Here is a 24871-nt window from a genome sequence, read left to right on the forward strand (position 1 = left end):
GTGCACAAGGCCTTGCGGTGATCGATGTTAGGCAGTGGAAGTGGTCCGGGCCACTGATTCGACCAACGATTCGGGAGGAGTTGGGGATGTGGCCTGCCGGTGGGTGGCCTCAGCCCGTGCGTTCGACCGGTTTCGGCGGTGTGTCCGGCCGCAGCATGATCGTGCGCGAGACCACGAAGGTGACCGGAATGGCGGCCGCGGCCGCGAGCAGCGGGGCGTAGCGGCTGCTGAATCCGGCCAGGTCGACCAGCAGGTAGACGCCGCCGGTGGTGACGGCGAAGTTCGCCGCGTTGGTGAGCGGGAAGAGGAGGAACTTCCGCCAGGTGGGGCGGGTGCGGTAGGTGACGTACGAGGTGAGGAAGAAGGAGCCGGTCATGCTGAGCGCGAAGGCGAGGGCGTGCGCGGCGAGGTAGGGCAGTACGCGCAGGAGCAGGAGGTAGCAGCCGTAGTACGTGCCGGTGTTCACCGCTCCGACGAGGGCGAAACGTGCCAGTTGTGCCTTGATGGTCATCGCCGCACGAATTCCCGGGTCTCCGGCTCGGGGCCGGGGCCGGGCGCGGGCCTGCGGAGGTGGGTGTTGGTGGCCTTCACCAGGTAGTGCGGGCGGCCCTTGACCTCGTAGTAGATGCGGCCGACGTATTCGCCGACCACTCCGGCCAGCACCATCTGGACGCCGGCGAGGGCGGTGACGACGACGAGCAGGGTGACGTATCCGGGGGTGTCGACGCCTCGCACGAGGGCGACGCCGACGATCCAGGCGGCGTAGGCCAGGGCGAGGGAGGTCAGGAGCAGGCCGAGGTAGAGGGCGGCGCGCAGGGGCTTGTTGTTGAAGGAGAGCAGCCCGTCCAGGCCGTAGTTCAGGAGTTTGCCGAAGGTCCAGGCGGAGCGGCCCTGTTCGCGTGCGGCGTTGTCGTAACTGAACGTCGTGGTGGGGAAGCCGACCCAGGCGAAGAGGCCCTTGGAGAAGCGGTTGTACTCGGTGAGGGAGAGCACGGCGTCGGCCGCGCGGCGCGAGAGCAGCCGGAAGTCGCCGACTCCGTCGACGAGTTCGACGTCGATGAGCCGGTTGATCAGGCGGTAGTAGGCGCGCGCGGTGAGGGTGCGGGTGACGCGGTCGCCGGCCCGGGTGCGGCGGGCGATGACCTGGTCGTGGCCGCGGGCGTGCTCCTGGAGCATGCGGCCGACGAGTTCGGGCGGGTGCTGGAGGTCGGCGTCCATGAGGACGACGGCGTCCCCCTCGGCGTGCTGGAGGCCGGCCAGCATGGCGGCTTCCTTGCCGAAGTTGCGGCTGAAGGAGACGTACTGGACGCGGGGGTCGGCGGCGGCCAGTTCCTTGATGACCGGGAGGGTCCGGTCGGCGCTTCCGTCGTCCACGTACACCACCTGGAACGCGTGGCCCAGCCGGGACATTTCGTCCGTGACGCGTTCATGGAAGCGTTCGAGGATCTCTTCCTCGTTGTAACAAGGCACCACCAGCGAGATCAGCACTCATGTACATCAACCGGTCGATGTGTCGCCCTCCGAAGCCCGGTGTGGCCGGGGGGCGGCCATCGGGTGAACGGCCTCGCGCCCCTTCCCCCCGCCGCCGCTTCTCAACCGCCGCGGACCTGCATCTGGCGTTCCAGTTGGCGGCGCAGTTCGACGGGCAGCGGGTGGTGCGGCCCGTAGGTGCGCTCGGTGTCGTACAGCAGGGACTGGAGCTGGCCGCGTGCGCCGGCGTGGTCGCCGAGCGCGAGGAGCAGTTGTCCGATGCGGTGGCGGATCTCGTACGAGCGTGCCGGGTCGTTTCCCGTGGCGTACTGGTTCTCGTAGTAGGGCAGGACGGCGCGGTACTCGGCGAGTGCGGCGGCGGGTTCGCCGAGCTGTTCCAGGCACTGGGCGATGTCGCACCGGTAGCCGAGGGTCTGCGGGTCGGCGGGGCCCGCCTGGGTGGCCCGGTCGTCGGCGAGGAGGCGGAGTTCGGGCAGGGCGCGGCGGTACTGGCCGTCGTCCATCAGCGTCGCCGCGTACTGCTTGCGCAGGATGCGGACGACCGGGGAGCCGGGTCCGTGCTGTTCGGCGGCGACGGGGAGGAGCCCGCCGAGCATGTCGACGGCCTGGGTGATGCGGCCCTCGCCGAGCAGCCTCTTGACCTCGTCCACGGCGGCGGCGACGTCCGGGCGGGCGGGTGCCGGGGCGGGCTGGGCGGGTGCCGGGACCGTGGGGCGGTCGGGCCAGGGGGCGTGCGGGCGCAGGAAGGGGCGGGTCGGGTCGAGCGGTCCCGCGGGCGGCCGGGAGCCGAGCGTGGGCAGCAGGGGGGCGAGGTGCTCGTAGACCTCCTGGGCACCGGCCGGGCGGTGCTGCGGGTCCTTGGCGAGCAGCCGCAGCACGAGTGCTTCCAGGGTCTCGGGGATGTCGGGCCGGATCTGGCGTATGGGCAGCGGGGGCTCGTAGAGGTGGCGGTGCAGTACGCCGAGGGCGGTGGAGCCGGCGAACGGCACGTCGCCGCTGAGCAGTTCGTACAGGAGCACGCCGAGTGCGTAGAGGTCGGTGTACGGGCCGACCGCGCCGCCCATCGCCTGCTCGGGGGCCATGTAGGCCGGGGAGCCGATGGGTGAGCCGGTGTGGGTGAGGCGGGTGGTGTCGGTGTCGAGGACGGAGGCGACGCCGAGGTCGAGGACGAGGACGGTGCCGTCCGGGCGGACCATCACGTTGCGGGGCTTGAGGTCGCGGTGGACGATCGGCACGGCGTGCACGGCGCTCAGGACGGCGCACAGCTGGGCCGCCACCGCGACGGACCACTGCCAGGGGTAGGGGTCGTGCTCGGCGAGGTGGTCGCCGAGGTCGGCGCCCTCGACGTACTGCATGACGAGGTACAGGTCGTCGCCGTCGCTGCCCGCGTCGTGCACGGTGACCAGGCCGGGGTGGTCGACCTGGGCGGTGACCCGGCATTCGCGGACGAAGCGGCGGCGCAGTTCGTCGGCGGCGTCGCTGCCGATGGGTCCGGTGACCCGGTCGGGGCGCAGCAGTTTGACGGCGACGCGGCGGTCCAGGCGCTGGTCGTAGGCGGTCCAGACCTGGCCCATGCCGCCCTGGCCGAGGATGGTCGCCAGTTCGTACCGCCCGCCGATGAGGCGACCGTTCACCGGCCTTCCTCCTTGCGGAGGTAGTCGCTCAGCTCGTCCAGTTCGGCGCGGACCTGGTCGATGCGCTGGGGGTGGGGCTGGGACTGGGACTGGTGTTGGGGCTGGTGTCGGGGGGCGGGGTGCTGCTGGGGAGGAGGTGTGGGGTGGGGCTGGTCGTGGGGTTGGGGGCAGCGGGTGAGGGTAAGGGGCACGGGTTGCTGCTGGGGGTGCGGCGGGTAGGGCCGCGGGGTCCCCGTCGTCCCCGTCAGGCCGTGCGCCGGGGTGGGCACGGGCACGGTGGTCACGTATCCGTAGCCGGGTGCCGGGTGCGGGAGCGCGGGGCCGCCCTTGCCCGTCAGCCGTGCGTAGTGGCGGATGTCGGCGGTCAGGTAGTGCACGGGGGCGCCGATCATCGCCAGGAGCAGCAGCGGGATGAGCACGTAGTCGATGCCCGTGGCGTCGTCCGACCCGTCCCTGCCGAGGACGGGCAGCAGGACGCAGACGAACAGGAACCCGGCCGCGGTCATCCACCAGTCGAAGGCCCTGCGGCGGACGATCGCCAGGCGCAGCAGCGGTGTCCACAGCAGCAGCCCCATGGAGAGCACCGAGAGCGCGGTGAACAGCACGCGCATGGACACGATCCAGGCTCTGCCGGGGACTCGGCGCGGCGCCGTGGGCGGTTGACCCGGGGCGTACATGGCTGCTCCTGGATGCCTGGTGGTGGAACGTCCGCGCGCACAGGGGCGTGCGTGCGGAACCGAGCGTAAGGGGCGACACCGACAGGGGGCCCGGGGTTGTGCGGAACCGTTGTGGTTCCGCTTGCTTCCGTGTGACCGTACCGCCTGCCGAGGCGGCCGCCGGGGGGGCTCACTCCGGGGTGACCGTACCGTCCGTCAGGCCGTCGTACAGGCCCTGGACGAGCTGTCCGCCGAGCCGTCCCGCGAGCCGCAGCGCGTCCTCGAACGCGGCCAGGGCGCGGAAGCGTTCGCCGTAGCGCTGCTGTTCGGCCAGGGGCAGGCGCGGCAGTTGGAGGCGGCGGGCGTCGAGCCGGGTCGCTGTGGAGGCGTGGCTGCTGGCCTGGCGGTTGTTGGTGGTGCCGCGCAGGAAGCCGGCGAGGAACCACGGGTCGAGGACGGCGGGGTCGGGGCGCAGCAGCTGGAGGTTGCGGCCGAGCGCGGCGCCGGCGGTGGCCTCGTCCACGACGCGGACGACGGTGACGCCGCCGAGTACGGGGACGACGACGTCTCCCGGCGCGACGAGGACGGGTTCCTCGGGCGTTCCTTCGGCGGGCAGGCTCCCGGAGGGGGCGGTGGCGGCGAGCACGTCGTGCTCGGTGAGGACGGGACCTTCGCCGGTGCCGGTGCCGCCGTGGCGGAGCTGGAGGGCGCCGGCGCGGGCGAGTTCGCCGATGGTGGTGAGCGGGCGGTGCGCGGGGGCGGCGAGGGCCGGGGGCGGCGGGGTGAGCCCGGAGGCGAGTCGGAGGGTCCGGGTCAGCCTCTCCCGTACGCCGGCCAGCTCGGCGGGCCCGCCGGGGGCGGCGGGGGACGGCAGGTGGCGGGCGGGGGCGAGGTCGACGTCGTCGTCGAGGAGTTCGATGACGGGGACGATCCGGGAGGCGCCGGGCGCTTCGCGGTGGCCGTCGGCGGCCTGTTCTCGTTGTCCGTCGGCGTCCGGTCCCTCTCGCTGTCCGTCGTACGTCTGCCAGGCGTCGAGTACGGCGCGGCGCAGGGCCGGCCAGTCGGGCCGGTCTCGGCCGCCGCGGTCGGTGCTCTGTTCGGCGGGCTCGGCTGTGTCGACCAGCAGCAGTTCGGGCGTGGGGTGCGGGTCGGCGCCCGGCTTGCGCAGGACCCACAGGTGCAGCGGGATGCCGTACGGGGGTGCGGCGCCGGCCGGCAGGGCGATGACGGCGCGCAGTGCGCCCCGGCGCAGCAGGTCGGCGCGGATGCGGCGGCCGGAGCGGCGCGAGGCGGCGGCGGGCGGCATCAGCAGGACGGCGGTGCCGCCGTCCCGCAGCCGGGCCAGCGCGTGCTGCACCCAGGCGAGTTCGGACTCGGTGCGGGCAGGGAAGCCGTACTCCCAGCGGGGGTCGTAGGCGAGTTCGTCGTGGCCCCAGTTGCGCTCGTTGAACGGGGGGTGGCAGAGCACCGCGTCGGCGGCGAGCCGGGGGAAGGCGTCGGTGCGCAGGGTGTCCCCGGTCCGCACGTCGAGCGTGCACTCGGCGGGGGCGGTGCGCAGGGCGAGGCGGAGCGCGGTGAGGGCGGCGAGGCCGGGGTCGTTCTCCTGGCCGTGGAGGGCGGTGGCGCCGGGGGCGGCGACGAGCAGCGCGCCGGTGCCCGCCGCCGGGTCGAGGACGGTGCGCACGTCCGGGGTGTCCGGGGCGTGCGCGCCGGCCAGGGCTGCCATCAGTTCGGCGAGTCCGGGCGGGGTGAGCGTGTACTGGCGCGGGTTGGCGTCGAGCTGCCGGCCGAGCAGGAACTCGTACGTCTCCCGGGCGCCGGTCTCGGCGGCCAGCTCGGCTGCGCCGCGCAGGAGGGGTACGGACGGCAGGAGTTCGTCCCGGTCCGGGGTGCGCACCGCGCGCCCGTTCCCGGCGGGTCCGAAGCGGCCGGTCAGCGCGTCGTCGAGGGCGAGGGAGAGCACGCCGGCCATGCGCGTGTCGGACACGCCGGTGATCTCGCGCCAGGCCCTCGGGCTCCGGTCCGCGACGAGCAGGGCGCAGCCGACGTGCACCAGGGCGGTGACGGCGCCCGCGGGGTGGCCGGCCAGCTGCTGCCAGACGCGTTCCCGGAGCGGGACCTCGACGAGCTTGCCCTGGTCGCGCAGCCATCGTTCGACCTCGGACAGGGCGAAGGACGGGCTGGTCTCGGTGCCGCCGACCGGCTGGGGGAAGTCGGCGTGCCTCCGGCGCCAGTTGCTGACGGCGGCGCGCCCCACGCCCGCCAGGCGGGCGATCCCGGCGGCGGTCACCTCTGTCGCGTTCTCCGGCACTTGCTGCTCCCTGGTGCTCGTACCGCTTCGGCCCGTGCGTGCGCCCTGCCGTGGGCGCACCGACTGTTGTGCGGGCGAGCATACCGATCCGTTCACAGCACACGATTCACAGCGTGCACCACCCTGTTCACAGTAAACCGTGTTGACTCGGTTCACACATGATGATGTGATTGACCTGTCGCTGCACGAGGCGACATGTGGATCCGCTCCCGACTCATCCCGCACTTGCCGAAGGGCACAGCCATGTCCCAGTACACGCAGCCGCCGCAGCCCCCGTACTCCCAGCCGCAGCAGCCGTACACACCCGACCGGACCCCCGGCGTCCGCCCCGCACGCAACGGGCTGGGGGTGGCGGCCCTGATCCTCGGGCTCATCGGCGCGGTCTCCGGCCTGATCCCGTTCCTGTTCTGGCTGGCGGGCATCCTCGGCACGATCGCTCTGGTCCTGGGCCTGGTCGGCCGGGGCCGCGCCAAGAGGGGCGAGGCGACGAACAAGAACATGGCGACGTTCGGGACGGTCCTCGCGCTGATCGCGCTGGTCCTCTCGGTGGTCGGCGCGGTGATCACGTTCAAGGCGGTCGGTGACGCGGTGGACGACCTGAACAAGGCGGTGTCGGACACGACGGCGTCCGCGAAGCCGAAGGCGGGCGGTGACACGGGCAAGGGGAAGCCGAAGGGCGACGAGGAGAAGAAGCCCGCCGAAGAGGCACTGGAGGAGGGTGACTCGGCGGTGTACGACGACGACCTCACGGTCACGGTCGGCGACGCGACCAAGTACTCCCCCAGTGAGTTCGCGATCGGTCACACCAAGGGCAACAAGGCCTACCGGGTCGCCGTCGTCATCGAGAACGCGGGCAAGGAGAAGTTCGACTCCACCCTCGTCGGCGTCGAGGCGCGCGCCGGGGAGGACGGGGTCGACGCCGAGCAGATCTTCGACGACAAGGTCGGCCAGGGCTTCAGCGGCACGATCCTGCCGGGCAAGAAGGTCACGGTCCTCTTCGCCTTCGACTCGCCGGCCGATGCCAAGAGCCTGACCGTCGAGGTCAACCCCGGCTTCACGTACGACGCGACGCAGTGGGACCTGAAGCTCTGACCCGCGGGGCGCGCACGGCCCGCGCGGAACCCGCCCTCCCCGGGGCGGGTTCCGCGCCTTCCGCCCGTTCGCTCACCCCTCGCGGCTCCCCGGCCAGGCGGCCAGCGCCAGCTCGGCGATCTCGGCCAGTTCATCCGGTCCGGCCCCGTCGCAGGACCGCTGCGACATGCCCTGGACGATCGTCGCGAAGTACCCGGCGAGGGCCCGGGGGTTCACCCGCTCCGGCAGCTCACCCGTGCGCTGCGCGGCCCGCAGCCGCGACTCCCAGGCCACGAGGTTGGCGTTGCGCAGGCCCTTCAGACGCGCGCCCACCTCGGCGTCCTGCGGAGCGACGTTCGCGGCGGCCGTGATCGTCATGCAGCCCGCCGGGTGCGAGGGGTCGGCGTAGATCCGCGCCGCCTCCCGCAGGATGCGCGCGAACGCGCGGTAGGCCGTGGGCTCCTCCTCCAGGGCCGCCCCCATGAAGGTCCCGGCCGGCGTCCTCCCGTACGCGGCGACCGACTCCTCGAAGAGCGAGCGCTTGTCGCCGAACGCGGCGTAGAGACTCGCGGGCCTGATGCCCATCGCCTCCGTCAGCTCACCGATCGAGGTCGCGCCGTAGCCGCGCTCCCAGAACAGCCGGACCGCCGCCGCGAGAGCGGCGTCCCGGTCGAAGGAACGCGGACGGCCGCGCGTCGCACCTGCTTCTCCCATGCCTCCCATTCTAGAGCGCCCGCTCAATAACTCGTGCTAGGTTATTTCTGGAACGATCACTCAATAAATTGATGAGGGGTAACAGCCATGCGTACGAACGGGCTTGAGGGCAAGGTCGCACTGGTCACCGGCGGCAGCCGCGGGATCGGCCGGGGCATCGCGGAACGGCTGGGCCGGGACGGCGCCGTCGTCGCCGTCGCCTACGCCCGGGACGCGAGGGCGGCCGACGAGGTCGTCGGCGTCATCCGCAAGAACGGCGGCACCGCGTTCCCGATCCGCGCCGAGCTGGGTGCGCACGGCGACGCGGCCGCGCTGTGGGAGGCGTTCGACGAGCAGGTCACCGCGCACGCGCCCGGAGGCGGCGTGGACATCATCGTGAACAATGCCGCGTCGGGCCTCTACTCCGAGCTGTCCTCACTCACCGAGGAGGCGTTCGACGCGGTCTTCGCCGTCAACGTCCGGGCGCCGTTCTTCGTCGTCCGCCACGGGCTGGACCGGCTGCGCGACGGCGGCCGGATCATCAACATATCCAGCGGCGCCGCCCGGATCGCCATGCCGGAGATCATCGCCTACAGCGCGACGAAGGGCGCCCTGGACAACTTCACACTGACCCTCGCCAAGGAGCTGGGCCCGCGCGGCATCACGGTCAACTCGGTGGCCCCCGGCATCATCGACACCGACATCAACGCGGACTGGCTGCGCGGCAACGCCGAGGCCGAGGCCCAGGCGGCGTCCCTGGCCGCACTGGGCCGGGTCGGCCGGCCCGAGGACGTCGCGGACATCGTGGCATTCCTCGCCTCGGACGACTCCCGCTGGATGACCGGCCGGGTGCTCGACGCGACGGGGGGCTCGGGGCTCTGATGCGTGCTCCCGCTAGGGCCTGTCCGGGTTCAGGGAGCGGCGGGCCGCGTTGATGACGTTGTGGGCGTCGGACCCGGCGAACTCGTCCCGCGAGACCGCGTGGTGCATCGCAGCGTCGCGGACGACGCAGTACCGGACGACCTCGGCCGGTTCGGTGATCAGCTCAATGTCCGTGATGTTGTCGGCGTCGTCGAAGTGCAGCACAGCGACAAGCCGGGAATCGAAGATCCAGAAGTCGTCGGCGGGCAGCGCGGCGCGGTCGGCGTCCTTGCGCCACAGGTAGCGAATGTCCTCGCCCACCGCCGCGTTGTGCCGGGCGTAGTCGAGCAGGAACAGTTGCTCGATGGTGGGCGGGTTGTCCGCGACGCGCACGCGGCCGGCCGTTTTACCCGCCTCCGTCTGGGCCTTGATGTTGACGAACCAGGACTCGCCGGGGTCGCAGGGCGAAGAACCCGTGGCCAGGAACGCCTGAAAGTCGGGGTCCTCGCGGTCCGAGGCATACCCGCGTCGGGTCTCATGCCGCCAGGCGGTGTGTTTGAAGGTCTCGAAGAGGCGCCGGAACGTGGCCCGGTCCACGAGTTCAGGCACGCGCTCCACCGCCTTCGGCCCCCAGTTCACGAGCAGTTCGCGGGGCACGGCCACCGCCGCGTCGCCGGGCCCGAAGTGCTGGAGCTGCGCCAGGTCTTCGGCGTCGGTCACGGGCGTGCCCTGAACGATGTGTGCGACATCCCGTGAGTTCCTCTGAGCCCCGCTGAGCCCCTGGGCCCGTGGCCAGGGAGTTCTCCCTCCTTCGTGTGCACTGCAGGCTTGTGACGTAACTTCGGGATTCTTGAAGCTTTCTCATCTCGTCCGACAGATTCGCAGTCGGGTCGAAGGTGAGGAGGCTCGGGTTGGCGGCGCTGGCAGTCGTACGGGACCTGCGTGAGCACTGGGCGCCCGCGTCGGCTGAGGAGCTGGAGCGGTTCGAGACCGATGTGCTGTCCGGGTTCGTTCTGGCACGGGCCTCAGCGGGTTTGGCAGACGGCACGATCCGCGGGGACGTCGGTCACCTGGATCAGATCAGGACCTGGTTCGGCCGGCCTTTGTGGGACATGGAGCCCGCTGACGCGGACGTGTACTTCGGGAAGGTGCTGCGGCACTCGCCCAGCGGCACCCGGCTGGGCCGGTCGCAGGCGTTGAGCACGTACTTCATGTTCCTGGAGTTGCGGCACAAGGTCGAAATCCACCGGATGACCGGCCGGGTGGTCGAGTGCCCGATCGACGAGATGAACCGGCCGCGTGGGGCCAAGGACGCCCAGCTGCGGATCCCGCCGAGTGAGCCGGAGATCGGGACGCTGTTCACTGGCTGGGGCGGCGAGCTGGCCACCTGCCGGAAGTTCGCCCCCACCGCCCGGAACTACACCGCCTCGAAGCTGATGTCCCAGGTCGGGCTGCGGGTCAGCGAGGCATGCGGGCTCGACCTGGACGACATCAAGTGGGACCTGGGCCGCTTCGGCAAGCTCCATGTCCGCCACGGCAAGGGCACCCGCGGCTCGGGTCCGCGCGAGCGGATGGTTCCGCTGATCAACGGTGCCGACCGAACACTGCGGTGGTTCATCGAGGACGTGTGGGGTCAGTTCGACGACGATCACACTCGCCCTGGTGCCCCGCTGTTTCCCTCCGAGCGTAAGAACACCGACGGCTCCGCCCGCCGGGTCGGCGACGACGCCCTGCGTAACGGGCTCGACAACGCGGTCGAGGCTCATCTGCCGAGCTGGACGGACAAGTTGACACCGCACGTCCTGCGGCATTTCTGCGCGTCCCAACTCTACGGAAACGGACTGGACTTGCTCGCAATCCAGGAGGTTCTCGGACATTCCTGGATCGCCACGACCATGCGGTATATCCACGTGCAGCAGACCCGGGTCGAGGACGCCTGGGCCGCCGGGATGGAACGCGCCGCGAGGCGGCTGGAAGGACTGGCCCAATGAGGTGGAACCTGCGGCTGACCGCCGCGAACAAGGGTATCTGGAAGGCGTCCGAGCTCCAGCGGAGCCTGGCCGAGCACGGTCTGGTGATCTCGGCCGGCAAGATGTCCGGGCTGTGGTCCGGCCAGCCGGTCTCGCTCAAGCTGGAGGACCTGGACGTCATCTGCGTGGTCCTCGGCTGTGAGATCGGCGACCTGCTGATCCCCGAACCTGAGAAGGTCCGCCGCCCTGGCCAGGCAGAGGAGAGGGAACGAGCCGCGGTCGGCGCGGGAACCGCCGCACCGAAGGTGATCCCCAAGCGCCGGGACGGCCGGTCGCTGCCGCCGGAGTGAGCCGATGACACGGTTCCCGAAGGGCTACGTCAAGCCCACCGACTCCTGCGACAGCTGCCTGGCCTGGGGAAACTTCAGCGGCCGCCTCTGCCCCACCTGCTACATGTTCGGCCGCGGCCACGACGCGGCCGCATGCACCGGCTGCCGCCGCGTCCAGCCGCTGAAGTGGAACTACTGCCGCCTGTGCTGGTGCCAGGCCCGCCTCAGCGTGAAGGCCGTCGCCGGCCAGCCCACAGACGAGAGGACGTGCGGGACCGGCTCGCCGCCGTCAGGCATCACCAACTGTTCTTCGTCGGGATGCACTACCGCAGGAGACCGACCCCTGCGGCTCGGACGCGCGGAGGACGGCGGGGAGCCCCGCGCAAGCCGCCTCCTGCACCGGCCTGGCGCCCGGATCCCGGCTGGCGGCAGCTACCGCTGTTCGCACAGATCCACCGTGACTACAGCCAGCTCGCCCTGGCCGACGCCGACCTGACCAGCCCGTGGCTGGCCTGGGCAAAGTACCTTGCCCACCGGCTCGCCGAGACCCGCGGCTGGGGACGCAACATCCGCTTCGCCGTCAACCGCGGCCTGGCCCTCGTCCTCACCGGCTACGTCGAGAGCGACGTCATCCGGCACACGGAGATCTTCGCCCCGCTGCGGGCCCTTGACCTGCCGGTCGGCCACGCCATCACGGTCCTGGACGAGATGGGGATCTTCGAGGACGACAGCGAACCCTCCTTCGAACGCTGGCTCGCCGAGAGGCTGGACGGTCTCGCACCCGGCATCCGCTCGGAGGCCGAGCGCTGGACCCGCGTCCTGCGCGACGGCGGCCCACGCAGCCTCCCGCGACGGGAAGGCACGGTCTGGCTCTACCTCAACCGAGTCCGGCCGGCCCTGCTGGAATGGTCGAACCCTTACGACCACCTGCGGGAGGTGACCCGCGACGACGTCCTCACCTACATCAAGACACTGCACGGCCACCAGCGCCACGACCAACTCGTCGCCCTGCGCTCGCTGTTCACATGGGCCAAGCGGAACGGCCTGATCTTCCGCAACCCCACCAGTCGGATCAAGGTCGGGCAATACGAGTACGCCGTGCTGCAACCGCTCGTCCCCGCCCAGGTCGATCGTTCCGTCGCGGCGGCCACCACCCCGGCGACGCGGCTCATCCTCGCCTTCGCGGCGGTCCATGCCGCCCGGGTCGCCCAGATCGCCAACCTCACGCTCGACGACGTTGACCTCGGCAACCGGCGGCTGACGATTGCCGGGCGTGTCCGCCCGCTCGACGATCTCACCCAGAAACTGCTGCTGGACTGGCTGGAGCACCGGCGCTGCCGGTGGCCGAACACCGCGAACCTCCACCTACTGATCAACAACCAAACCGCCACGAAGACCAGCCGCGCCAGCAACCACTGGATCAGCGCCGCGATGCGCGGGCAGGACGCGACGCTGGAACGGCTCCGCGTCGACCGGCAACTCGAAGAGGCACTGACCAACGGGCCCGACCCGCTCCACCTCGCCGAGGTCTTCGGACTCGACGAGAAGACCGCGATGCGCTACGCGGACTCCGCACGAGCCCTGCTGGAACAGGCCGCTGAACAGCACCTTCGATGAAATCTGCTCGACCAGGACGCCGCATGAAGGGAATCATGGACGAGTGACGTCGACCGAAGCAGCAGCAATCGCTCTCCAGGACCATGCCGCCCTCTGGAGCATGGGGGAAAACCGCGCGAGCGATGTCGTGAATGCCGCCTGTGATGCGCTCGTCGCCGGACTCGACACCCCCGGCCTTCGCATCCTCGCCGCCTGCACGCGCGCCGAAGCGGACTACGACGTCCACGACCTGCTTCCCGAAGCACTCGACGAACTTGGCCTCACCTTCTATTCGGTCGGCAGCGAGGCCGGCCAGGGGGCCGCCGCCCGAGCCCTCGCACGACGCATGCTCGCCGGAGAGCTCACACCTCGGGAGTTCACCTTCCGGATTCACCAGCGCCACGGACATGAGCTGCCCCTGACCGAGCGCCTCGCTGAACTCGACGACGAGTACGACATCCTCGAATACGGCGACAGAACCGTGGACCAGGTCGATGCCGAGGTCGCGGCCGAAGCCCGCCGCCTCGCAGCCCACCCAACGGTTCCCGCCGAACCCACGGATTCGCCCAGCTGATACATACGGACCGACCCGCGAGTTCCCGCTGAACAGACTTCGGTTTCCCTGAACCCACGGGCCTCACGGGGGCTGAGGAACATCGGAACGGAAACCGGCGCTAAGCCCTTCCGGCCCCTGTGAGGGCTTTGACCTGGGCTTCTGTGGTGGCTGAACCTTCGGCAGTCGTGTTGATCGACTGTTGTGGAGGTCCGGGGTGCCGGTCGAGTTTTTGACGGATGAGCAGGCTGCCGCGTACGCGGCGTATCGCGGGGCGCCGTCCCGTACGGCGCTGGAGCGGTTCTTCTTCCTGGACGACGCGGACCGGGAGCTGATCGAGTCCAAGAGGCGGGCGCACAACCGCCTGGGGTTCGCGGCCCAGCTCACGACCGCGCGGTATCTCGGGGTGTTCCTGGACGACCCGGCCGACGTGCCGCCGGAGGTCGTGGACTACCTCGCCGAGCAGCTGGACATCGAGGACCCATCGGTGCTCAAGGCGTACAGCGAGCGGGAGAACACCCGGCTGGAGCACGTGCGCGAGCTGCGGCGGGTGCTGGAGTACCGGGAGTTCGCCGAGGCGGAGGCGGAGCTGCGGGAGTGGGTGGACGCGCGGGCCTGGACGACGGGCGAGGGGCCGAAGGCGTTGTTCGACGCGGCGGTGGGATGGCTGCGCGAGCGGCGGGTGCTGCTGCCGGGCGTGACGACGCTGACGAGGCTGGTGGCCTCGATGCGGGAGGCGGCGAACCAGCGGCTGTGGGACACCCTGTACGGGATGCTCGGGGTGGGGCAGCGGGCGGTGCTGGACTCCCTGCTGACGGTGCCGCCCGGTGAGCGGGTTTCCGAGCTGGACCGGCTGCGTCGGGGCCCGGTGCGGGTGTCGGGCCCGCAGATGAAGCGGGCGCTGGAGCGGGTGGAGGAGATCGCCGCGCTCGGGATGGGCGCCGTGGACGTGTCGGGGATACCGCCCCGGCGCCTGGCGGAGCTGTCGCGGTACGGGGTGGACGGCAAGGCGTCGCTGCTGCGCCGGCACTCCGACGCCCGGCGGCTGGCGACACTGCTGGCCACCACCGTCTACCTGACCGCGCGGGCGGTGGATGACGCGCTGGACCTGCTGGAGGTGCTGATCGCGACGAAGCTGCTGGCGAGGGCGGAGCGCGAGAGTGCGAAGGAGAAGCTGAAGACGCTGCCGCGGGTGGAGCGGGCGTCGGCGAAGCTGGCGACCGCCTTCCAGGTCGTGTTCGACACCACGTCCGAGCAGGTCGACACCGACACCGGGGAGATCGCGCCGCCGAAGGTGGAGAGCCTGGAAGGGATGTGGGCGGCGATCGAGCAGGTGGTGCCCCGGCACGAGCTGGCGGCGGCGATCGCCGCGCTGTTCGAGCTGACCCCGCCGCTGGACTCGGATGCCGACGAGGCATGGCGGGCCATGCTGGTGGGCCGGTTCGGCACGGTCCGGCCGTTCCTGAAGCTGCTGGTCACGGTGGTGGACTTCGACGCCACCCCGGAGGGTGAGCCGGTGCTGGCCGCGCTGCTGTCGCTGCCGGAGCTGATGGGCCGCAAGAAGGTCGGCACCGCCGAGATCGACACCACCCTGCTGGGCGGCTCGTGGCGGCGCTTGGTGCTTTCCGCGCCGCACCTGGAGCCGGGCACGGTGGACTGGAAGGCGTACGCCTTCTGCGTGCTGGAGCAGCTGCACCGGATGCTGCGCAGCAAGCAGGTCTTCGCCCGCAACTCCTCCAAGTGGGGCGACCCGCGGGCCAAGCTCCTGGCCGGCGAGGCGTGGCAGCAGGCCCGCCCGACCGTGCTCGCCTCGCTGAACCTGCCCGGCGAGGCGGGCGCCCACCTGGCGGCGCGGGCCGCGCTGCTGGACGGCACCTACCGGGAGGTCTCCGCCCGGGTGCCGGACAACGCGCAGATCGTCTTCGACGACGACGGCCGCCTGCACTTCGCCGCCCTGGAGCCGGAGCCCGAACCCGCCTCCCTCCTCGACCTGCGCGCTGCGGTGAACGCCATGCTGCCGAGGGTGGATCTGCCCGAGGTGCTGCTGGAGGTGATGTCCTGGACCGGCGCGGACCAGGCGTTCACCTCGGTCACCGGCGGCGAAGCGAGGCTGAAAGACCTGCACGTCACGATCGCGGCGCTGCTGGTCGCCCACGGCTGCAACGTCGGCTACACCCCGGTCATGGGCGGCGCGGACCCGCTGAAGTACGGCCGGCTGTCCCACGTCGACCAGACGTACCTGCGGCTGGCGACCTACTTCTCTGAACTAACGGAAAGGCCCCTCAGCAGCCCGAAAGGGCGGCTGAGGGGCCTCAGGAATTCGAGTCAGTCATCGTTCAGCGCGGTGTCGAAGTACTCCTCGGCTGCGAGGGTCCGCAGGAAAGAGCCGACAAGACGGCGAGTGACCGCTCCGGGAGTCTCGTTGAGTTCGGCCCAGGTGGTCCCCGTGGCCTGTTCGTAGGTATCCCGGTCGTAGCGGTTCCGCTGCACGGAGGTCCCCCGGAAGTTCTGCGGAACGCTGGTGTAGGGGCTGCGGCCGCGGAGCCTGGTGAGGCCCACGGCGAGGGCCCAGTTACCCATGTAGCCGCCGTCTGCCGCAGCCTGGCGCACAAGTGCGAGGAAGCGGCGGGTGTTACCCACCACGGCGGGATCGTAGAGGAAGTGGTCCTCGGAATCTCCTTCGAACCGCTCGGAGAGGCGACTGGAGAAGAGCCGGAGGCCTCCGTTCTCGAAGATTTGCAGCTCGATCGCGTTTTCGTCGTGGTAGACGCCCGGATTCCGGGTGAAGATGCGGCCCTCGCCGAGGTTGTTGCTGGCCCGGGCCGCCCCGCCGCTGCGCCGGTAGCCATTGCCCGCGTCGATGAGCTTCGGGTAGGTCTCAAGGCCATCCACGCGGGCGTTGATCTCGGGGGTGTAGACCTTATCGATGAGCTGGGCGAGTTGCAGGTTCCACTTCGGTCCGCTGGTGAGGTCCAGGAGCATGTCCCGCGGGGCAGCGAGGGGCTGGGCGACGAGGAACATGTGGGACTGCTTCCCAACGTCGTGCATCGGGTCGTTGTCGATCTCCTGCTTGAGCAGGGCGAGCGCATCCTGTTCAGCATTCCGGCGTCGCTCGTGGAGCCGGACGACCTCGGAGTCCGGGAGAGTCCGCTTGGTCTTGTCGCCGCGCCCGAAGTAGCGCCCGTCGACCATGTGCGGGGCCAGCGGGCTGGCTGGGACGTGGATGATGAGGTAACCCTGGGCGGGATCGGCCTCCGACTTGATGGGGTCGGTGAGGATCACCAGGGGAGGGTCGGGAAGGGAGTGGGCGACCTGCTCGACCCTCTCCGGCAGCCCCTGCAGGGGCTGTGGGGCGAGGCTGAAGGTGCCGTTCTGCTTGTCCTCGGCCAGCCCGACGATCATCGTGCCGCCGTCGATGGCGAAGGACGACAGGTCGCGCGCCAACTCCCTGTTGTCACCCTTCGTGGCGAGCATCTCCTTGGCGTCGAAGTAGTGCTTCTCCTCGATGAGACCGCCGGTGATCGCGGCCTGGAGGTCGGCCTCGGTCTTCGGGGTCCAACGGGGGTTGCTCGGAGACAGGTAGATCGAGATCACGCGCGAATCCTCACTGTGCATTCAAACGGGTGCCCCCAACCCGGAACACCCGCACCGAGAGTAGGACCAGCGTCACAACCTGCGCATACCGATTTCTGTACTGCCTTCACTCTTCAGCCGGGAGACGACGCGTCCGCCTCGGTGGATCGGGCGGCGATCTGGTGGAAGGCCGGCAGGCCGAGGTGGACCACAGTCGATGTGCGAGCCTGCACGGCATCGAGCTGTATGAGTTTGTCCTCTGCGGCGGCGAGGCTGACGTTCAGGCCGTCGACCTCGCCGAGCCAGCCCTCGCGTTCGGCCTCGGCGATCCGAGCGACCAGGTTCTCTCGGATCTCTTCGAGACGGGGCCGTTCATTCGGGTCGACCCGGAGCATGGAACATCTGACACACGCGTGCTCGTGGACGCATTCGCTGCCGAATGACCGGCCGCAGGTGCCGAGGGAGAGCTTGCGCCGTTCGAAGTGGCCCAGGAACGCCTCCCACTCCTGGCTGGTGGGGACGCGGTATTCCTCGCCGGGCCGCAGGCTGCGGCGCCGGGCGATGAACGCCTGGTGGGCGGTGATGGCTGAGCTGGGATAGACGGCGTTGTAGTGCATCGTGGTGTTGATGTCGTCGTGGCCGGCGATAACCTGCGCGATGTGCGGGGGTAGGCCGTTCATGATCGCGTCGGTGATGAACATCCTGCGGAAGTCGTGGGGCTGGTAGTCCAGCAGCTCGCCGGCGGCGTCGGCCAGTTGGGCTGCCTCGATCACCTCGTTGAGCGCCTTGCGGATCGTGTTGACCGACAGGACGTGGTCCTCGCCGTTGACCTGCCATTGGAACAACAGCGGCATGGGCGGGTTCCAGACCCTCTCGGCCGCGTCGTAGCTGACCACCAGGGGCACGATCCCGCCCGCGCCGCGGATCCGGCAGACGATCGCGCTCAGGACGTCGGCGAGCTCGGGGGTGACCAGCAGGACTCGCTCCTCGTCGGTCTTCGACGGGGTGATCTGCAGCAGCGGGACTACTTCGCCGGTCGTGGGCAGCCGGTATTGCAGGATGCTGTGGTGGCTGAGTTCCAGCATCTCCTCGATCCGGATGCCGGTGTGCCGCAGCACCTCGATCGTGGCCCATGCCCAGAAAGCTCGGTTCTCCGTGGCCTTGAGGTCGATCCTCCGGCCGCAAGGCTGGAGGTAGGCGGTGGTGGTGCGGTGTGGGTCGGCGGCCCAGTTCGAGGTGCGGGCCTTGCGGTAGGTCTCGCCGAGCACGGTGAACTCGGCTCCGGCCGGAGTGGCTTCGACGGCGCCGAGGCGGGCCCGGGCGTCCTTGAGATGCTGGTCGGCGGCGCGGACGAGGGCCGGGAGGTGCGGGAGGCGCTCGCGGGTGCGCTGGTGTGACCAGGACTTCTGCCGCTTCTGGCGCTTCTTGCTGGAGACTGGAGGGAAGGGACAGCGGACGGCGTGCTGTCCCCACCGGGCCGGTTCCTCCAGCGCCCACTGGGCCAGGTCGAGGTAGAAGGCCCTCACCGACATCATGAGGGTCGGCGCGTCCTTCCTGGGGACGCTGGCCTCAGTGGCCATTCCGTTGGGCTGGCGGTGGCGGACGGTCCTGGTGGCCAGGCGTGTCTTCCACGCGTCGGCGACCTCGGGCGCCAGGGCGAGGGAGTTGATGCCGGGGTGGTGGCGCTCCAGGTCGGCCCAGAAGTTGGATGCGAGGACTCGGGACAGGCCCTGGAGGGAGTTGTAGTCCATCGAGGGCTGGCGTTCGGTCAGGTAGCCGACGATGACGTCGCGGACCGGGCGGCAGCGCAGCTGGTAGCGGTTGACCAGGTCGCCGATGCTGACCTGTCCGGTGAAGGTCTCCAGGCGGCTGAGCGAGGCCGGGGCGTCGGGCGGGAACTGGCCGGCCGCTCGCAGCCAGGCGTAGGCCAGCATCGTGGCGTGGTTCCAGTGTTTGCTGGCGGCCGATCGGATCTCCATGAGGTCGCCGACGGTGCAGTCCTGGATGGTGCCGCCCTTGGTGGCCAGCACCGCGCAGATGACCACGCGGGCGGTGCCGCCCGAGCGGGAGGTCCACTGGTCGGGCGGGACGGCGGCTTCGAGCCGGGCGAAGCCGTCCGGGTCGCGGCCGGCGGACATCGAGAGCATGAAGTGCCGGGAGCGGCGGACCGTGAGCCAGGCCGGGTGCATGCGGATCACGTCCGCGCAGATCAGGGCGAGCATCCCGGCCTTCAGCTCGGGCTCGCGGACGGGCCGAAGGCCGCGGGCGTCGGTCCACCGGATCACCTCGTCGCACCAGGTCTGCGGGTCCGCGGGGCCGGGGCTGGCTCTCCAGCGGGACTGCCAGCTGTTGCCCGGGAACTCCTGGAGCCACTCCAGCAGGCGGCGGGCCCCGCGGAGCCGTGCGGCGAGGGCGCTTTGGGACGCGGGCCGCAGCGGCGGCCGGGCCAGCCGGTCCAGGACCTCCTGCGGCCCGGCGGAGGTGGTCGGCCAGAGGTCGGGGACGGGTCGCGGCGGGAACTTCTCGCGCAGCGCATCCGCCGCGTTGCCCGTGAGGAGGCTGGTGGGCGGTGCCGGACGCGGAACAGCTGGCGCGGTGGTGGATGGGGTCATGCGGGCGGGCCTCCGAACAGGGTGTTCAGCGAGTCCGGGTTGTAGCCGGGGGCGAGCGAAACGGGCTGGGGTTCCTCGCGGCGCCGGGCCTGGCGGGCGTGGTGGGCGAGCGCGCTCTCGATCACCTCGTCGGCGCTGGGGGTGATGTAGATCTGCGTGGTCGTCAACCGGGCGTGAGCGAGGACCCACTGCACGTGGGTCAGCGGCATCTCGGGGTCCTCGGCCATCCGGAAAGCGGCTGTGTGCCGCAGGTCGTGGAGGGTCCAGTTGGAGCCCAGCAGTTGGTTGGCCCGGTTGAACATTTGTCGGGCGGCCGGGTAGTTCAGCGGGCGCCAGGGGCGACGCAGCGTCCACCACAGCGGCTCGTCTCGGCCGTGCGGTGCCCCCTTGGCCCAGATCTCGTGCTGGTAGATCCGTAGCCAGATGAACGAGTCGGTGGAGGCCGGCAGCAGCTGAACGTCGCCGGTGCCCTTGCGGGTCACCGAGATCAGCTGCTGCCCCGGCAGGGCGTCACGCTCCACCGAGTCGAGTAGCTCGTCCGCCCGGGCACCGGTGGAGACCCAGGACGCCAGCAGGGCCCGGTCGCGGTTCGAGCGCAGGCCGGCGAAGATCTCGTTGAACTTGTCATCCGGGATCCGCTTCGGGATCCGCTTGGGGACCTTGGGGCGGTAGCGGCCGGTGCGGGTAGGCGCGAAGCCGTCCATCGGGTTGTGGTGCTCGTAAGCCCGGCTGCCCCGGCGTGAGCGGTCCAGGGGGAACGGGTTGACCAGCACGGTGTCCGTGCCGCGGTCGAGGTGGAAGTCGTAGAAGCCGCGCAGGACCGTCTCGCTGTGCGCGCGGGTGCTGGCCGCGTACTTCCGCCCGGGTGTCGGCTTGCCGGTCACCGGGTTCGGTGTGCCCGGCGCCGGCCGCGGTGTGGGCAGCCGCTCGGGTTCCCTGCCCGCCTGCCGGTGGCGCCAGTGCACCCGCACCGGCTTGTCGGCCAGCTGCATCCACCGGGCGAAGTCCCGCCCCTCCTCACGGCTCGCGCGGTCCCAGGCGATGCCCAAGGCCCACAGGAACCGCCACCACCGCAGCAGGTCCATCCCGTACGACCGCAGCGTCGAAGTGGGGTTCCCAGACGCCTGAAGGTCGGCGAAGTACACCTCCACCGCCCCCACGACCGCGCCGCCGGCGTCGAGCAGCCAGTAGGGCCCCCATGCATCACCGGTCTCGATCAAGCCCCCGACTTCGGGCAGCACGAGCCCCCTCAGATCCCTACCGGGCCCCTCCGCGTCCGTCATGCCCGGAAGCTAGCAGACAAGCCCCTGACCTGCGAAAACTCTGCATTTAGTTCAGTCAACATGTCCGGGCCGCGAACGCCGCCCTCATCGAGCACCAGGCGTCCATCGCCCTGGCCCAGGCGTGGGGCGGGGGCCTGGTCGCCTCGGTGGACGGGATGCGGTTCGTCGTTCCCGTGCCGTCGGTGTACGCGCGGCCGAACCCGAAGTACTTCGGGCGCCGGGGCGGTGCGACGTGGCTCAACATGATCAACGACCAGGCCGCCGGGCTGGGCGGGAAGGTGGTGGCGGGCACTCCGCGCGACTCCCTGTACGTGCTCGACGTCCTCTACGACCGCGACGGCGGCCGACGCCCGGAGATGATCGTCACCGACACCGCCTCCTACAGCGACATCGTGTTCGGACTGTTGACCCTCGCCGGGTTCGCCTACGCCCCGCAGCTGGCAGACCTGCCGGACCAGAAGATGTGGCGCATCGACCGCACCGCCGACTACGGCGCCTTCCAGGACGCCGCCCGCGGCCGGATCGACCTCGCCCGCATCGAACGGCACTGGGAGGACATCCTGCGGATCATCTGCTCCATCCACACCGGAGCCGTCCGCGCCTACGACGTCATCCGGATGCTCTCCCGCGACGGACGGCCCACCCCGCTCGGTGACGCGATCGCGCACTACGGGCGGATCGCTAAGACCCTGCACATCCTGCGCCTGGCCGACGAGCCCGGCTACCGCCGGCAGATCAAGGTGCAGGCCAACCTCCAGGAAGGCCGCCACGCGCTCGCCCGGAAGATCTTCCACGGGCGGGCCGGACAGCTCTACCAGCGCTACCAGGACGGCATGGAGGATCAGATCGGGGCACTGGGGTACGTCCTGAACGCCCTTGTCCTGTTCAACACGCGGTACATGGACGCCGCCGTCACCCAGCTCCGAGCGGACGGCTTCGACGTCCGCGACGAGGACGTGGCCCGCCTCTCGCCGTTCGTCCGCCACCACGTCAACGTGCTGGGCCGGTACTCCTTCCAGCTCCCCGACCTGCCCGGCGGGCTGCGGCCCCTGCGCGACAAGCACGCCACCGACGACGAGTGAACCCCGCTCGCACCGCCGCAGTGGGCCGGGGGTCACTTCCCGGCGGCGCGCGAGCCCTTCGCCGCGGCGGACTGCGCACGGGCCGGGAAACCGGTCTGCGCGGTCCGCCCGCCGGGGTTCTTCGCGCCGGCGGACTGCACCCGGGAGGCCGCCTGCGGGGTCATCGACGTCCGGCGTCCGCCGGTGCCGCTGCTCTTGCCGCTGTTCTTCCCCATACCGATCGCCTCCTCTCCCAGGATGCGCACCGGCCCGCCCGGCCGCCACCGGGCCCCGGGGCCCGGTGGGAGGTCAGTGGGGGGTGTGGCAGTTGGGATCAGTGCAGGCTCCGGCCAGGGCGAGGGTGCGGTCCTGGGGCGGGGAGTCCAGCCATTCGGCGCGCATCGCCTGGAGGCGGTCCAGGTCGGTGGACAGCTCGGGCACCTGGGTGCGCAGTTCGTCGGTCCACTGCCGGGTGAGGGCCTGCCCGTTAACGTACAGCTCCCCGTCCCGGCCGCCGACGGCGAACAGAACGCCGCCGCGCGGTGCCGGGATCACCATCGCGCCGACCGGCTCGGCGACCTTGCCCTGGCGCACCAGCACCGCGGTGGCGGCCTGCGCCTGGGCCAGGGCCTCCTCGTCCAGCGTCGGCATCGGGTCGGGCCCGCGCGGCGGAGCGAGCGGCATCACGCCGTCCTCGGGCGCTCCCGCGAGGCCGCGGCCGGCGAACTGGCTGTTCTCGTAGAAGGTGACCATCGGCGCCAGCAGCGGCATCTGCTCCCGCAGCCGCTCGCCCACCGAAGGTGTAAGCCGCTCGCCGTTGACCAGTACCTGCCCGCTGCGGCCCTCCGCCACGGACAGCACCCCGCCGTCGGGGGTGAAGTGGTACTTCGTCTCCGTGCCGTCCGCCATCAGCCCCGCGTCGATCGCCCGGTCCCAGGCGGCCGCGACCCGGGCGAACTCCGCCCGGAAGATCGGCGGCACTCCGTCTAGGCCGAGGCCGTCCTTGCGCCGGCGCTTGTCCCGCCGGGCCTGCTTGGCGCGCTTGGCGTCCCGTCCCACCGCTGTCCTCCTTCTGTACGGCCCCCGCCACCGGACAACGAGCAGGCGGGGCAGCGGGTAGCGCGGTCTCGGGTATCGCCGAGAGACGAGTCAAAGGGGCAATCAGTGGATCTTGAACGCGGAAAATCCCAGGTCACGACCGCAGGTCTCTCGCAGGTTTATGGGCCAGATACGAAGCAGGAACCGTGTTCTCCCTGATCAACGCCCCGCCCCAAACGCCTACCTTGCGCCGCCGCCCAGTGCCTTCAGAAGAAACGGGCTGACATCCTCCAGCGCGATCCATGCTCCTTCGTAGTCAATGCCCGACCCGGTCCGCGCCACGGGCCTCACACGCTGCGGAAGCGCCCGATGCTCCCGAGCAACCCGGGCGACCGCGTGCCCCAGTTCCGCCGCGTTGGCAAGCACATGCCCACCCGCATGGCTGCTCAGCCTGAAAGGCAGCTGGACCTTCCGTCCGGGCCCGACGGGAGGGAAGAGGTACGGCAGCACGGGGGCTTCGCCCCCGTAGTCGACCTCAATGCGTACGTCCTCGATCTGCACCTCGTGGACACCACGGTTGGCGGCCCGCACAACAAGGTAATACGGCTCGGAGAAGCCCAGTCGTCCCTCCTGGCCTGCGAGCCCCACGGGAACGCTGATGATCCCGCCAGCCTCCAGCGTGCACCCGGCCAGCATCTCCACGCCGATGTCCGGCTTGCCAGCCTCTCCGCCAGGGGAACCGACGTCCTGTGCGGCAGGGCTCCCAGACGGAAGCAGACCCCGGGCATTCAGCAGATTCACCAGAATCCTGTACGCGCTCAGGAACTCATCCCGGGCTTGGCATGCCTGCCGGTTGAGCTCGTTGCGCTCGGCTGTGGTGCCCGGGTAGCTCATCTCCAAGAACGGTCGGCCTTCATCGGAGATATCGTGCATGCCGTTCAGCTCGTCGTAGAACGCCTCCAGACGAACCAGGACGACCTCGTGGGCCTCTTGCATGGCCGGATCGACGTAGTCGAACACGTCACCTTCCAGCCCCTCATAGGCGTCACAAACGACGTGACTCACCGAGAGGGGCACCCGGAACAGAGTTGCTGCCCTGCGAAGCCAGACATTCCAAGGCCCGTCAGGAGGCAGCAGATCTAGCAACCGGCCCGCCTTGAGCCGGTCGGAGTCAGACGGCGGACCGGATGGTGCGACAGAAGCGCCGTTCACGACGGTCTGCGGCGGAGGCGCAGCGACGTCCGAGCCCGACGGCAGGAAGCGACGCTCCTCAGCCGCCGCCTTGCGCAGCAGCTCCCACCTGCCCACCCCCTGCTTCGGACGCCCGACCTTTCGGAAGGCCCGTTCCTCAAGCAACTCAACCAAGGTGTTGAAAGGCCGTCCGGACTCCGGCACGGACTTCCCGTTGAACCACGGGCTGGTCTTGCTCTTACCCAGGTTCACCGGCGGCGTCTGTGTCTTCCCGTAAGTCTCGATCTGCCCCCGTGACAGGCCTGTCACTTCCAAGAGCTGCTTCAGCCCGGTGGCGAGCCGATCAACTGCTGGCGTGTCACTCATGCGCCCCCTGTTCAGTCCGAACGTTCGTTGAACGGCAATTCCACCAGGTCTGACCTGGCTGAACACCCCGTTCAGCGGGGTTCAGCCGACGACGAGATGCACATCCGACCGGCTTCCTGGGGCTATCGACCACACGGGTCGACCTCAAGGAGGGGACACGATGAACAAGTTCACGGCCGCCTGGCGCGACACGGAGCTGCGGCGCGATGTGGCGATGGCTGCCAGCAGGTGGATCGCGTGGCAGGTGGTGAAGGTCGTCCTGCGCCTTGCGCTGGAGCTCTTGCTCCAGACTTGATCGGTCGCCACCGAGCGCCTCTTTTATCTATTGATCCGAAACGCTTTGGGTTCAGGCTCGTTGACAGCATGTGAGTGATCTGGCGGGGGATGCGCGGACCTGGTCTCCAGATGCGCAGGAGGCTGTGCGTCTGCTGGCGGTGTCCGCGCTGGTGGAGGGCAGGGACCGGGCGGAGGTCGCGACCTTGTTCAAGGTGTCGGTCCGAGCCGTGGACAACTGGTGGGCGAGGTGGCGGGCGGGGGGACGGGACGCGCTGCTGTCCCGTCCGCGGGGCCGACGCACAGGTG

Annotated in this window: 20 protein-coding genes and 3 pseudogenes; 10 read left to right on the plus strand and 13 right to left on the minus strand. The window is 70.4% G+C overall.

Annotation, left to right across the window (positions count from 1 at the left end; translation table 11 throughout):
- Positions 1–109: 109 nt before the first annotated feature.
- The 5 genes from B082_RS0117130 to B082_RS0117150 form a co-directional block, all read right to left on the minus strand.
- The gene (locus B082_RS0117130) at positions 110–511 is read right to left on the minus strand and encodes a GtrA family protein (protein WP_018553039.1); all 402 of its coding nucleotides are present in this window, start codon (positions 509–511) and stop codon (positions 110–112) included.
- Positions 508–1488, minus strand: a complete 981-nt coding sequence (locus tag B082_RS0117135; RefSeq protein WP_018553040.1) for a glycosyltransferase family 2 protein — start codon at positions 1486–1488, stop codon at positions 508–510. Before B082_RS0117135 ends, B082_RS0117130 begins: the two co-directional genes overlap by 4 nt.
- Positions 1489–1592: 104 nt before the next feature.
- The gene (locus tag B082_RS0117140; RefSeq protein ID WP_018553041.1) at positions 1593–3125 is read right to left on the minus strand and encodes a serine/threonine-protein kinase; all 1533 of its coding nucleotides are present in this window, start codon (positions 3123–3125) and stop codon (positions 1593–1595) included.
- Positions 3122–3736, minus strand: coding sequence for a hypothetical protein (locus tag B082_RS0117145; protein WP_018553042.1), 615 nt, complete (start codon positions 3734–3736; stop codon positions 3122–3124). The genes B082_RS0117140 and B082_RS0117145 overlap by 4 nt, the downstream gene beginning before the upstream one ends.
- Positions 3737–3971: 235 nt before the next feature.
- Positions 3972–6092 carry an N-6 DNA methylase gene (locus B082_RS0117150; RefSeq protein ID WP_018553043.1) on the minus strand — a complete coding sequence of 707 codons (2121 nt, stop codon included), beginning with the start codon at positions 6090–6092 and terminating at the stop codon, positions 3972–3974.
- Positions 6093–6335: 243 nt separating this feature from the next.
- Between B082_RS0117150 and B082_RS0117155 the strand changes: the two genes are divergently transcribed.
- Positions 6336–7184: a DUF4190 domain-containing protein gene (locus B082_RS0117155; RefSeq protein ID WP_026249885.1), complete on the plus strand. Its 849-nt coding sequence runs from the start codon at positions 6336–6338 to the stop codon at positions 7182–7184.
- Positions 7185–7256: 72 nt separating this feature from the next.
- Here B082_RS0117155 and B082_RS0117160 read toward each other — a convergent pair whose 3' ends face one another.
- Positions 7257–7886 carry a TetR/AcrR family transcriptional regulator gene (locus B082_RS0117160; protein WP_026249886.1) on the minus strand — a complete coding sequence of 210 codons (630 nt, stop codon included), beginning with the start codon at positions 7884–7886 and terminating at the stop codon, positions 7257–7259.
- Between the two features lie 78 nt (positions 7887–7964).
- Between B082_RS0117160 and B082_RS0117165 the strand changes: the two genes are divergently transcribed.
- Positions 7965–8738, plus strand: a complete 774-nt coding sequence (locus B082_RS0117165; RefSeq protein ID WP_018553046.1) for an SDR family oxidoreductase — start codon at positions 7965–7967, stop codon at positions 8736–8738.
- A gap of 12 nt (positions 8739–8750) precedes the next feature.
- Here B082_RS0117165 and B082_RS0117170 read toward each other — a convergent pair.
- Positions 8751–9455, minus strand: a pseudogene (locus B082_RS0117170) (DUF6879 family protein); the annotation flags it as partial.
- A gap of 173 nt (positions 9456–9628) precedes the next feature.
- Between B082_RS0117170 and B082_RS0117175 the strand changes: the two are divergent.
- The 5 genes and pseudogenes from B082_RS0117175 to B082_RS36230 form a co-directional block, all read left to right on the plus strand.
- Positions 9629–10708: a tyrosine-type recombinase/integrase gene (locus tag B082_RS0117175; protein ID WP_018553048.1), complete on the plus strand. Its 1080-nt coding sequence runs from the start codon at positions 9629–9631 to the stop codon at positions 10706–10708.
- Positions 10705–11037 carry a helix-turn-helix domain-containing protein gene (locus tag B082_RS0117180; protein ID WP_018553049.1) on the plus strand — a complete coding sequence of 111 codons (333 nt, stop codon included), beginning with the start codon at positions 10705–10707 and terminating at the stop codon, positions 11035–11037. The genes B082_RS0117175 and B082_RS0117180 overlap by 4 nt, the downstream gene beginning before the upstream one ends.
- A gap of 246 nt (positions 11038–11283) precedes the next feature.
- Positions 11284–12633 carry a tyrosine-type recombinase/integrase gene (locus B082_RS0117185; RefSeq protein ID WP_018553050.1) on the plus strand — a complete coding sequence of 450 codons (1350 nt, stop codon included), beginning with the start codon at positions 11284–11286 and terminating at the stop codon, positions 12631–12633.
- A gap of 43 nt (positions 12634–12676) precedes the next feature.
- Positions 12677–13186 carry a hypothetical protein gene (locus tag B082_RS0117190; RefSeq protein ID WP_018553051.1) on the plus strand — a complete coding sequence of 170 codons (510 nt, stop codon included), beginning with the start codon at positions 12677–12679 and terminating at the stop codon, positions 13184–13186.
- Between the two features lie 196 nt (positions 13187–13382).
- A pseudogene (locus B082_RS36230) lies at positions 13383–15422 on the plus strand (Tn3 family transposase); the annotation flags it as partial.
- Positions 15423–15490: 68 nt separating this feature from the next.
- Here the strand turns inward: B082_RS36230 and B082_RS40515 are convergent.
- The 3 genes from B082_RS40515 to B082_RS0117210 form a co-directional block, all read right to left on the minus strand.
- Positions 15491–16759, minus strand: a complete 1269-nt coding sequence (locus B082_RS40515; protein ID WP_018553053.1) for a hypothetical protein — start codon at positions 16757–16759, stop codon at positions 15491–15493.
- 113 nt (positions 16760–16872) lie between these two features.
- Positions 16873–19350 (minus strand): tyrosine-type recombinase/integrase, encoded by a 2478-nt coding sequence (locus B082_RS0117205; RefSeq protein ID WP_018553054.1) that lies wholly within the window; start codon positions 19348–19350, stop codon positions 16873–16875.
- The gene (locus B082_RS0117210; RefSeq protein ID WP_026249887.1) at positions 19347–20633 is read right to left on the minus strand and encodes a tyrosine-type recombinase/integrase; all 1287 of its coding nucleotides are present in this window, start codon (positions 20631–20633) and stop codon (positions 19347–19349) included. The genes B082_RS0117205 and B082_RS0117210 overlap by 4 nt, the downstream gene beginning before the upstream one ends.
- A 68-nt stretch (positions 20634–20701) precedes the next feature.
- Between B082_RS0117210 and B082_RS36235 the strand changes: the two are divergent.
- A pseudogene (locus B082_RS36235) lies at positions 20702–21715 on the plus strand (transposase); the annotation flags it as partial.
- 32 nt (positions 21716–21747) lie between these two features.
- Here B082_RS36235 and B082_RS0117220 read toward each other — a convergent pair.
- From B082_RS0117220 to B082_RS0117230, 3 genes are all read right to left on the minus strand, one after another.
- Positions 21748–21930, minus strand: coding sequence for a hypothetical protein (locus B082_RS0117220; RefSeq protein ID WP_015506681.1), 183 nt, complete (start codon positions 21928–21930; stop codon positions 21748–21750).
- A gap of 73 nt (positions 21931–22003) precedes the next feature.
- A complete protein-coding gene (locus tag B082_RS0117225) occupies positions 22004–22753 on the minus strand; it encodes a hypothetical protein (RefSeq protein ID WP_018553057.1) in 750 nt (249 codons plus the stop codon).
- Positions 22754–22972: 219 nt separating this feature from the next.
- Positions 22973–24289, minus strand: a complete 1317-nt coding sequence (locus B082_RS0117230; RefSeq protein WP_018553058.1) for a hypothetical protein — start codon at positions 24287–24289, stop codon at positions 22973–22975.
- A 160-nt stretch (positions 24290–24449) separates the two neighbouring features.
- Here B082_RS0117230 and B082_RS40255 point away from each other — a divergent pair, with 160 nt between their 5' ends.
- Both B082_RS40255 and B082_RS39890 read left to right on the plus strand, forming a co-directional pair.
- Entirely contained in the window at positions 24450–24584 is a 135-nt protein-coding gene (locus B082_RS40255) for a hypothetical protein (protein ID WP_018553059.1), read from the plus strand.
- 151 nt (positions 24585–24735) lie between these two features.
- Positions 24736–24871: helix-turn-helix domain-containing protein (locus B082_RS39890; RefSeq protein WP_234018173.1), on the plus strand; the 136-nt coding region annotated here is incomplete at its 3' end.

This window comes from Streptomyces sp. ATexAB-D23 (genome assembly GCF_000373645.1).
GTDB lineage: Bacteria > Actinomycetota > Actinomycetes > Streptomycetales > Streptomycetaceae > Streptomyces > Streptomyces castrisilvae.

Bases quoted from the DNA above. Each gene is read 5' to 3' on its own strand.
- B082_RS0117130 (WP_018553039.1), bottom strand. From the start codon at position 511: ATGACCATCAAGGCACAACTGGCACGTTTCGCCCTCGTCGGAGCGGTG.
- B082_RS0117145 (WP_018553042.1), bottom strand. From the start codon at position 3,736: ATGCGCGTGCTGTTCACCGCGCTCTCGGTGCTCTCCATGGGGCTGCTG.
- B082_RS0117155 (WP_026249885.1), top strand. From the start codon at position 6,336: ATGTCCCAGTACACGCAGCCGCCGCAGCCCCCGTACTCCCAGCCGCAG.
- B082_RS0117160 (WP_026249886.1), bottom strand. From the start codon at position 7,886: ATGGGAGGCATGGGAGAAGCAGGTGCGACGCGCGGCCGTCCGCGTTCC.
- B082_RS0117165 (WP_018553046.1), top strand. From the start codon at position 7,965: ATGCGTACGAACGGGCTTGAGGGCAAGGTCGCACTGGTCACCGGCGGC.
- B082_RS0117180 (WP_018553049.1), top strand. From the start codon at position 10,705: ATGAGGTGGAACCTGCGGCTGACCGCCGCGAACAAGGGTATCTGGAAG.
- B082_RS0117205 (WP_018553054.1), bottom strand. From the start codon at position 19,350: ATGACCCCATCCACCACCGCGCCAGCTGTTCCGCGTCCGGCACCGCCC.
- B082_RS0117210 (WP_026249887.1), bottom strand. From the start codon at position 20,633: ATGACGGACGCGGAGGGGCCCGGTAGGGATCTGAGGGGGCTCGTGCTG.
- B082_RS0117220 (WP_015506681.1), bottom strand. From the start codon at position 21,930: ATGGGGAAGAACAGCGGCAAGAGCAGCGGCACCGGCGGACGCCGGACG.
- B082_RS0117230 (WP_018553058.1), bottom strand. From the start codon at position 24,289: ATGAGTGACACGCCAGCAGTTGATCGGCTCGCCACCGGGCTGAAGCAG.
- B082_RS40255 (WP_018553059.1), top strand. From the start codon at position 24,450: ATGAACAAGTTCACGGCCGCCTGGCGCGACACGGAGCTGCGGCGCGAT.